This is a genomic window from Zarconia sp. (genome assembly GCF_057467645.1).
This window is the reverse complement of record NZ_JBRJXU010000010.1, coordinates 37,867-47,254: the sequence shown is the minus strand read 5'-3', so window position 1 is coordinate 47,254 and position 9,388 is coordinate 37,867. Positions and strand designations below refer to the sequence as shown.

Genomic DNA, 9,388 nt, shown 5'->3' with positions numbered 1-9,388 from the left:
TCCGCCCAACGCCATGTAGGCGCAGGGGAACAGCAGAATTCCGGACCAGCCGACGAAGACGAAGCGATCGCGCTTGAGCCAGTCGTCGAGGATGTCAAATGCTCCTCGAGTCGCTGGCGCGCGTCCAACTGCGATTGTCATGTTATGTTTATCCTCCTTGCGAAACGAGGTGCAAGGTTTCTAAGTAAGTTAACATATCTATATACTATGATGCCAAATTTCACACATTTCTCAGTCAAGTTTGTCAAAATTTCCCGTATTAACAAGGCTGAAACGATCGAGGCGCCAGTTGTTTGTATTATGTAGATCGATTATTTAACAAATTGATATCGATCGAGCTATAGCCATGACAACCAACGCCCCTGCTGCCACCGATGGCGATCGCATCTTGCGTCAAACGGTTTTAGGATCGCGCCGATTTAGCAACTACTGGTGGGCGAGTATCGTTTCTCTCGGGGGAATCGGATTCTTGCTTGCTGGGCTGTCGAGTTACTACCACGTCAATCTCGTACCGGTCTCCGACGCGACTCAGTTAATCTTTTTTCCCCAAGGTTTGGCGATGGGGTTATATGGAATTGCCGCTGTTCTCCTGAGTACTTATTTGTGGCTGACTGTTGCCTGGGATGTTGGTGGCGGCTACAACGAGTTCGATCTCGATAAAGAGTCGGTGCGCATTTTTCGTTGGGGATTCCCCGGCAAAAACCGTAAAGTGGAAGTCACTTGCAAGACCCAAGACGTACAATCGGTGCGGGTCCAACTGCAAGAAGGTTTAAATCCCAAGCGAGCCATTTACCTACAAGTCAAAGGAATGCGCGATATTCCCCTCACTCGCGTCGGACAGCCCCTGCCCCTGGCGCAACTCGAAACCCAAGCGGCGACCCTCGCACGCTTTCTGGGGGTTCCCTTAGAAGGTTTGTAAAGTTTTTTGCGTTGCGATCGCTCATGATTCCCCTGCTTGTTGTCACGGGTGACGCTCCGGACGCGCAGAGGGGGGATGGGAAACGGGAGCAGGGAGAGAAACGGAAGAGGGGCAAGAGCGTCGCAACTAACCCATTGTCAATTGTCCATTTACTCTCCCGTTGCCTTCCCTGCTCCCCCTGCCCACCTTCACGAGTATCTAGTTGCTATCGCAGTCGCCATCGCTGGGGACGATCGAACCCTCCATTGTGCTAGCATCAGCTCGGGTCGTAAGATTTGTGATGAAACTTCGATAAAAAATTCGATAGGAAACGCAATGCACAGAAAAATTGGGTATTGGCTTGTCTCCTCCCTAGCCATCGCCGTTCTCACCCTCAGCGGATGTACCCTACAAGCAGCAACGGATAACGAACCGGGCACTTCTACAACTCCCCCGGTGGCTCAAGTGCAGCCCGACAGCAACTTGCCGAAACTCAGCGGTACGGCAACGGTGGTGATGACGGTGAAAGGCGCTCCGATTACCATCGAAGTGAATGGCGAGAAAGCCCCAGTTACGTCCGGCAACTTTGTGGATTTAGTCGATCGCGGCGTGTACGATGGCTTGATGTTCCATCGCGTCGTTCGCGAACCCGAACCCTTCGTCGTCCAGGGGGGAGACCCCAACAGCAAAGACCCCAATACCCCCAGCTCTCGCTTGGGGACGGGCGGTTTCGTCGATCCGGACACGGGTAATCCTCGGGATATCCCCTTAGAAATTACCCCGGAAGGTGAAGATACCCCCATTTACGGTCGAACCTTTCAATCAGCCCGAGTAAACGCCCAACCGGAACTGACCCATACGCGGGGGGCTGTCGCTATGGCGCGATCGAGTTTGCCCAATTCCGCCTCATCTCAGTTCTACTTTGCCCTAGCGGATTTAGCCTTCCTTGACGGGTCTTACGCCGTGTTCGGTTACGTCACCGAAGGTATGGATGTGGTCGACCAAATTCAACAAGGCGATCGCATTGAGTCGGCTATGGTAACCCAAGGGCTGGAAAACTTGCAACGTTAGTCTGGCTTCGAGACGGAGATGGGGTGATGTGATGGGGAGACGCGGTGACACGGAGACGCGGTGACACGGAGATGGGGTGATGTGATGGGGAGACACTGATATGGAGGAAGAGCATTGCCACTCGTCCATTGTCCATTGTCCATTAACTCCCCCCCCTGCTCCCGAAGCCTCCCCTGCCTCCAAAGCCCTTCCTAGACCCGATTCAGTACTAACCTTGCCGAAGTAGCCGTGGAAGTTTTGGTGACGGGTATTGGTTTGATGTCGGCATTGGGAGATTTGGACAAAACCTGGCATCGCGTGCTTGCTGGCGAGTCCGGTCTTCAGTTGGGGCAACCCTTTCCCGAGTTTCCCCCCCGACCCCTCGGCACGATCGAATCCCAACCGATGGCGTTTTTAACCCTAGTCGATCGAGTTGTCGATGCAGCACTACACGATGCGGGTTTAACTGCGCCGTTGCCCGATTGTGGCGTGGTTATCGGCTCGAGTCGCAGCCAGCAACATCGGTGGGAACATCTCCACACGCTGTTTCGCGATCGAGAGTCCTCGAAAATTGTCCCCTCAGAAGAAAACTGGGATTGGCTCAATTCCCTACCCCACATGGGCGCGATCGCCACCGCTCGAAAAATTGGCGCAACCGGTTCGGTACTCGCACCCATGGCCGCCTGTGCAACTGGCATCTGGGCGATCGCGCGGGGATTTGAGCTGATTCAGACCGGTGTTTGCGATCGGGTCATTGCCGGGGCGGTGGAAACGCCGATTACCCCCTTAACCCTCGCCGGATTCGATAAAATGGGAGCCTTAGCCCGAACGGGATCGTATCCCTTCGATCGACATCGACAAGGGTTGGCATTGGGGGAAGGAGCCGCAGTATTCATCCTCGAATCAGCAGAACTCGCTCGCCGTCGCGATGCTAAGATTTACGGTCGGGTGTTGGGATTCGGTCTAACGGCCGACGGTCATCACATCTGCGCCACGGAACCGGGGGGAAAAAGTGCGATCGTTGCGGTGAAACAATGTCTCGATCGCAGCGGCATTACCCCAAAAGACATCGATTACATCCACGCCCACGGAACCAGCACCCCCCTTAACGATCGCAGCGAAGCCCATCTCATCGGGCAGTTGTTCCCCTGGGGCGTTCCCGTTAGTTCCACAAAAGGGGCAACAGGGCACACCGTCGGCGCGTCGGGGGCGCTGGGGGCGGCATTTTGCCTGAAGGCGATCGAGACGCAAATTTTACCCCCTTGCGTGGGGTTAAAAGACCCGGAATTTGACTTAGATTTCCTCCGAGTTGCCCGTTCGGCACAAGTACGTCACGTTCTGTGTTTCAGTTTTGGCTTTGGGGGGCAAAATGCGGTGATGGCTTTGGCGGCAGTAACTTGAGTGACAACAGTCTGAATGGTGGTTGTTGAGTTTCATGATTAAGATCGACTCGAGCGAGTTGTGTCAGTCAGTCCGCGATCGCATCATATTCCTAAAATTTTGGGGCTTCAAAAACTATCGCCCTAATTAATTTAATTTACGATACTTTTTATAGCTAAGTGCATAGCCCTTAGGACGATTGAGATTCAGGTTGAGTCTTTATATAGCCGTTTTCAAATCAGTGAGGGCTAATTTTAAATCTCAAGTCCCCTTTTGTAAGGGTAATTCAGGGGAATTTTACGTACCTCATGAGTATGAGAAGCGCTATATTCTTCTTCTGCTTTCCTCCATTTTTTCGTATTATAATTAATTTTTTTACTATGTATATTCAGCAATATAGCGTCCGATCGTTTTATTTTAACCTAAAAAACAATCAAGAAAAATCACCATAAAAAAACCGGTATTTCCTGTCAAAAAACTTATAAAACGAAAAAACTTTTATTTTTTTGTTTTATAATTGCTATTCTAAGGAATAAAATTAAAACGTCAATCAAAACAAAAAACAAAAAAATTATTTTGTATATTTTTTTGTTTAAAACTAAAACTGAAACCAGTATCTTTATATAGCATTTTTCTTGTATTTTAAAAATTTACTATTCATCAAAAACTGATAATATATAACAGAAAAAGTATTTATTAAATCATGTAAATAAACCAGTATGAAGCGCTATAAGTAACCGATCGCGAAGATTTGACAATCTCATACCCTCTCCAGAGTGAGTAACAAACTTTTAGGTTCCTATAGGCTAACGATTTTCGTTTCGCTGAATCATGAAACAAATTTCAGAATTTTAGTTTCGTAATCTGGTACATTTTTTGAGTAGATGGACTAAATTTTTCTCCTCGATCGAACAATGACTCAACCTCACCCAGATTCCCCAAACCTCGATCGATTTGACAACTGGCTCGAACAGCAGATCGCCACCCTCAGCGTCGATGCCCTCAGCCAAAAGGTGTTTACCTGCACCGCTTGTCCGGCTGTGGTGGGAGACTACATCATTGAATATCAGGGGGAATCCCTGCGGTTTCCAGCGCCAAAAGCCTATGCTTTTCTTCGCTACATCCTCGATAATGCATCGAAGAACGCCCAATAAGTTCGATTGCCTCGACAAATCGCCTCGACTTGATTGCAGCTACCGATCCAAAACAGATCTCGACAATGAATAAGCCTGTTATTCTCACCCTTGACGACGATCCCGAAGTCTTGCAGGCGATCGCCCGCGACTTGCGCCGACAGTATGCCGAACGGTTTCGCATCATTCGTGCCGATTCCGGGAAAGCCGCCCTCGAAGCTGTCGAACAGTTGAAACTCCGCAACGACACCGTCGCCTTGTTTCTGGTCGATCAGCGAATGCCGCAAATGTCGGGGGTCGAGTTTCTCGAAAAAGCTACCGATACGTTTCCCGAAGCCAAGCGCGTTTTGCTCACCGCCTACGCCGATACCGAAGCCGCCATCCGCGCCATCAATATCGCCCGCCTCGACTACTACCTCCTCAAGCCCTGGGACCCGCCCCAAGAGAAACTCTATCCCATTCTCGACGACTTACTTGCCGATTGGCGGGCGCACTTTCACCCGGAGTTTCAAGGCATTCGCGTGGTTGGCGATCGCTGGTCTTCCGAATCGCACCGCATCAAAGACTTTTTAGCCCGCAACCAGGTTCCCTATCGCTGGTTGGATATCGAACGGGATGGGGAAGCTCAAAAACTCCTCACTTACGCCAAAGCCGAAACTCCCTGTTTGCCGTTGGTTGTCTTTGCCGACGGGTCTTGCGCGCCGAAACCGGAAAACTTGCAGATTGCCGAAAAAATTGGTCTGCAAACCCAAGCAACAAACCCGTTCTACGATTTGATTATCGTCGGCGGCGGTCCCGGTGGACTGGCCGCTGCGGTGTACGGGGCATCGGAAGGGCTGCGAACCGTTGCCATCGAACGAGAAGCACCCGGCGGCCAGGCGGGAACCAGTTCTCGAATCGAAAACTATCTCGGATTTCCCGTGGGACTCAGTGGCGGCGATCTCGCACGCCGTGCGGTTACCCAAGCCAAGCGGTTCGGCGTGGAAATTCTCACCCCCCAGGAAGCCACGAAGATCGAAATCGAGAACGACTATCGCATCGTCACGTTGCAAAATGGCGATCGCCTCGCGGGTCATACGGTGATTTTGGCGTTAGGGGTATCCTGGCGGCGACTGAATATTCCCGGTGCCGATCGCCTTACGGGTTCGGGGGTATACTACGGGGCGGCTCAAACCGAGGCCATGTCTTGCGAAGGCGAAGAGGTGTTCGTCGTCGGTGGGGCAAATTCTGCCGGACAGGGGGCGATGTATTTTTCCCGATTTGCCAGCAAAGTGACGATGCTGGTGCGGGGGCATTCCCTCACCACAAGTATGTCTCAGTACCTGATCGACCAAATCGACGCCACGGAGAATATCCAGGTTTGGACGCATTCGAGCGTTATCGAAGCACAGGGGGAATCTCGTTTGGAATCCCTGAAAATCGAAAATTCCCAAACGGGTGAAGTGCAGACCTTACCGGCGAAGTCCCTGTTTATCTTCATCGGGGCGGTTCCGAGGACGGATTGGTTGGATGGGTTGGTGAAGCGAGATGAAAAAGGCTTTATCCTCACCGGACCGGATCTCGATTCTGGCAATCCCCTCCAGGACTGGCCTCGAGAACGCGCTCCCTACCTCCTGGAAACCAGCGTTCCCGGTATTTTTGCCGTCGGTGACGTGCGCCACGGCTCGATTAAACGGGTTGCATCCGGCATCGGCGAAGGCAGTATTTGCGTCCAATTCGTCCACCGCTATCTGAGTCATTTGTGAGGAAACCACCGTGCTGTGTAGCAATGAAATACTCACCCTCGAACCGTTCCAGAAATTGCCCAAAGAACGGCTTGAATGGGCGTGCGATCGCGCCCAAGTTGTCGATCTCGAAGCTGGAGCGGTATTAGTCGAAGAAGGTACGCCGGTGAATGGTTTTTTTATTCTTCTGTGCGGTCGAGTCAGTATTACTCGCCTCAGCGAAGGAATAGAGATGCCCATCGGTCAACATGAAGCCCCGGCGTTCTTTGGGGAAATTCCCATCCTCGTGGACGGGCCGGTGGAGGTTTCTGTCCGCGCGGAAACCGACTGCCACCTCTATAAAATTCACTGCACTGATTTCCTCAAACTCTTGCACGAATGTCGGGATTTCGAGCGCAGTATTTTTCGCGTCGTCGCCCAGCGTTTGCGGGGGTTGGAATCTTTCATCCGCAATCGGGAAAAAATGGCGGCGTTGGGGACGCTTTCGGCGGGACTAGCCCACGAATTGAACAATCCAGCGGCTGCTCTGGTGCGGGCTTTGCGGGATGTAGTTCCGGCGATTCGCGAACTCGAAGAAATGAATTTGATTTACGGTCAGCGCAATCCCGATCCGGAACATACACAAGAATGGCTGAAGTTGCGAGAGGGGGGTTACGAAGCTATTTTAAACCCCTCTGCCGATGCGATGACATTGAGCGATCGCGAGGAGGAACTGCTCGATTGGCTCGAAGATTACGGGGTGAAACAGGCTTGGAAGGTTGCCGAACCCCTGGCGGCGGCGGGGATTGAAATTGCCACCCTAGAGCGGTTGATGGAACGCTGGCGGGACGATACGACGGAATTGCGCGACCAGGGGATTCGCTGGCTGGCCCTATCTTTTGACGTGATGTCTACCATCCACCACGGACTGCGGGGGGCAGAACGGATTTCCGAGTTGGTGAGTTCCATGAAATCCTATTCTCACCTCGATCGGGGCGCGCAGCAACTCGTGGACGTGCATCAGGGACTCGAAGATACCCTGCGATTGTTGACCCACAAACTCAAATACGGGGTGACGGTGAAGCGAGAGTACGATCGCACCGTCCCGCAGATTTGCGCCTACGGCAGCGAACTCAATCAAGTGTGGACGAATTTAATCGATAATGCGATCGATGCCATGAACGGGGAAGGAACGCTGGAAGTGGCGACCTATCGAGATGGGAACTACGTGCGGGTGGAAATTATCGACTCTGGGACGGGTATCGACTCAGAGATCGAGTCTCGCATCTACGAACCCTTTTTTACCACCAAGGAGATGGGGAAAGGGTCGGGATTGGGTCTGGATGTCGTGCGCCGCATCGTGGAAAATCGCCATCGGGGAACGATTTCGGTGGAGTCGAAGCCGGGGCGGACTTGTTTTATGGTGTGTTTGCCCATTCCGGAGGGGGAGCGAACAATGGCACAAATCTAGCCCATCACTGGAGTTCCTGAAGCTGCTGTTCGATTTCTTGTGTCAGTTCTCGATCGTTTGTTAACTCCAAGGCTTTCTGGAAATCAGCCTTTGCTTTTTGGGTATTGTCTTGGCGAGCATAAACTTGACCTCTAATACTGTAAACCCAGTCATAATCTGGATTGAGTTCGATGGCGCTATCGCACTCCACAATCGCTTTCTCATATTCTTTCAGATGGCTGTAAGCATCACACCGATGAGCGTGAAGGTGTGCATCGTTTGGGTCGAGTTCGAGGGCGTGAGTGTAGTCAGCAATTGCTAGATCGTACTTTTCCTGTTTGAGATAAGTATCGCCCCGATGATGGTAAGCCCATACATCGTTAGGGTCGATTTCAAGGGCACGGTTATAGTCAGCAATTGCTTTTTCGTATTCTTCTAGGTTTCGGTAAACATTGCCCCGATTGTTGTAAGCCCCTGCATAGTCAGGGTCTAGCTCGATGGCACGGTTGTAGTCGGAAATTGCTTTTTCGTACTCATCCAGATTTGTGTAGGTCAAGCCTCGAAAGTAATATAGTTTCTCGTTGTTTGAGTCGATCTTCAGAGCATAAGTGTAATCAGTAATAGCTTTTTCGTACTCTCCCATATCGTTGTAAGCATAGCCACGCCAGTGGTAAGCGTTTGCAAATTCGGGGTCAATTTCGAGAGTACGAGTGTAGTTGGCTATTGCTTTTTCATACTCTTCCTTATAGAGGTAAGTATGACCTTTATTGTAGTAAGCTGATGGGAAATTCGGGTCGAGTTCAATCAAACGGTTAAAGTCAGAAATTGCTTTTTCATACTCTTTCTGCTTGCGGTAAGCAAGACCTCGATTGTAGTAAACTCCTACATCATATGGATTGAGTCGAAGGGCACGAGTGTAGTTGGCTATTGCTTTTTCATACTCTTGCTTATAGTCATAAGCAAGACCTCGATTGTAGTAAGCACCGACATCATTTGGGTCGAGTTCAATCAAACGGTTAAAGTCAGAAATTGCTTTTTCATACTCTTCCTGCTTGCCGTAAGCAATACCTCGATTATAGTAAGCCGCCGTATAGTCTAAGTCGAGTTCAATAGCACGGGTGTAGTCAGCTATCGCTTTGCGCTCGGCTCCTTTGTAATCGTAAGCATTGCCCAGATAGAAGTGAACTGCTGCTCGATTCAAGGCTAATTCCTTTGGAGTATCTTGTTCCAGCGCATCTGTCAGCAGATCGATTGTTCCATCCCAATCCTTTGCTGCATATCGAGATAACCCCAGCGTCACCAGCGTCAGATAACTCATTTCCCTGGAAACCTGTATGTGAATTTGCTGGTCTTCTAACTCTGCGGCTGCAAATCTTCGAATTTGACCTCGGGCTGTTGCTTCTAATTCGGGGAAATATTTCGGTTTAGCCAACACCTCAAAATTCACGCTCAGGGGTACGGTGGTTTCCGTCTTGTCGTACCATCCCCAAAGGACAATCGCAGCGTTATGCTTCTGTCCCAGTTTCCGCGCCACCTCGCTGCCATCCTCTTCCGTAATCGTCCTCCCCAGCGCCTTCACTCGCACATCCGAGTATTCCGCCGTTGCCAGTTTCAGATTGTTGAGAATCGTATACGTAACGCGGTAGTTTTCCAGTTCTGCCTCCTCAAAATCAGCAACCAAAATCGTAATTTGACGAGCAAGTTTGGGATTGCACAATCGTGCCAACGGGTTTGAGTTTCCCATCGTCGAGGAATGGGTGCAAGGGGTATTGTA

Annotated in this window: 7 protein-coding genes and 1 pseudogene; 6 read left to right on the top strand and 2 right to left on the bottom strand. The window is 50.9% G+C overall.

Going from position 1 to position 9,388, the window contains the following annotated elements; genetic code table 11:
* A pseudogene (locus AC2215_RS02040) lies at positions 1 to 141 on the bottom strand (photosystem II D2 protein (photosystem q(a) protein)); the annotation flags it as partial.
* A 205-nt stretch (positions 142 to 346) separates the two neighbouring features.
* On the opposite strand from AC2215_RS02040, the gene AC2215_RS02035 reads away from it, so the two are divergent.
* The 6 genes from AC2215_RS02035 (at position 347) to AC2215_RS02010 (ending at position 7,635) form a co-directional block, all read left to right on the top strand.
* Entirely contained in the window at positions 347 to 919 is a 573-nt protein-coding gene (locus tag AC2215_RS02035) for a photosystem I assembly protein Ycf4 (RefSeq protein ID WP_486808284.1), read from the top strand.
* Positions 920 to 1,234: 315 nt separating this feature from the next.
* Entirely contained in the window at positions 1,235 to 1,969 is a 735-nt protein-coding gene (locus tag AC2215_RS02030) for a peptidylprolyl isomerase (RefSeq protein WP_486808283.1), read from the top strand.
* A gap of 228 nt (positions 1,970 to 2,197) precedes the next feature.
* Entirely contained in the window at positions 2,198 to 3,349 is a 1,152-nt protein-coding gene (locus tag AC2215_RS02025; RefSeq protein WP_486808282.1) for a beta-ketoacyl-ACP synthase, read from the top strand.
* 893 nt (positions 3,350 to 4,242) lie between these two features.
* On the top strand, positions 4,243 to 4,482 hold the full coding sequence (locus tag AC2215_RS02020; RefSeq protein ID WP_486808281.1) for a hypothetical protein: 240 nt from the start codon (positions 4,243 to 4,245) through the stop codon (positions 4,480 to 4,482).
* A gap of 65 nt (positions 4,483 to 4,547) precedes the next feature.
* Positions 4,548 to 6,206, top strand: coding sequence for an FAD-dependent oxidoreductase (locus AC2215_RS02015; protein ID WP_486808280.1), 1,659 nt, complete (start codon positions 4,548 to 4,550; stop codon positions 6,204 to 6,206).
* Positions 6,207 to 6,216: 10 nt separating this feature from the next.
* Positions 6,217 to 7,635: an ATP-binding protein gene (locus AC2215_RS02010; RefSeq protein WP_486808279.1), complete on the top strand. Its 1,419-nt coding sequence runs from the start codon at positions 6,217 to 6,219 to the stop codon at positions 7,633 to 7,635.
* Between the two features lie 4 nt (positions 7,636 to 7,639).
* Here AC2215_RS02010 and AC2215_RS02005 read toward each other — a convergent pair whose 3' ends face one another.
* Complete coding sequence (locus tag AC2215_RS02005; RefSeq protein WP_486808278.1) at positions 7,640 to 9,358, bottom strand: tetratricopeptide repeat protein; 1,719 nt, start codon at positions 9,356 to 9,358, stop codon at positions 7,640 to 7,642.
* Positions 9,359 to 9,388: the final 30 nt, after the last annotated feature.

Excerpts from the sequence above, each read along its gene's own strand:
- AC2215_RS02035 (WP_486808284.1), top strand. The coding sequence starts at position 347 with ATGACAACCAACGCCCCTGCTGCCACCGATGGCGATCGCATCTTGCGT.
- AC2215_RS02030 (WP_486808283.1), top strand. The coding sequence starts at position 1,235 with ATGCACAGAAAAATTGGGTATTGGCTTGTCTCCTCCCTAGCCATCGCC.
- AC2215_RS02020 (WP_486808281.1), top strand. The coding sequence starts at position 4,243 with ATGACTCAACCTCACCCAGATTCCCCAAACCTCGATCGATTTGACAAC.
- AC2215_RS02015 (WP_486808280.1), top strand. The coding sequence starts at position 4,548 with ATGAATAAGCCTGTTATTCTCACCCTTGACGACGATCCCGAAGTCTTG.
- AC2215_RS02005 (WP_486808278.1), bottom strand. The coding sequence starts at position 9,358 with ATGGGAAACTCAAACCCGTTGGCACGATTGTGCAATCCCAAACTTGCT.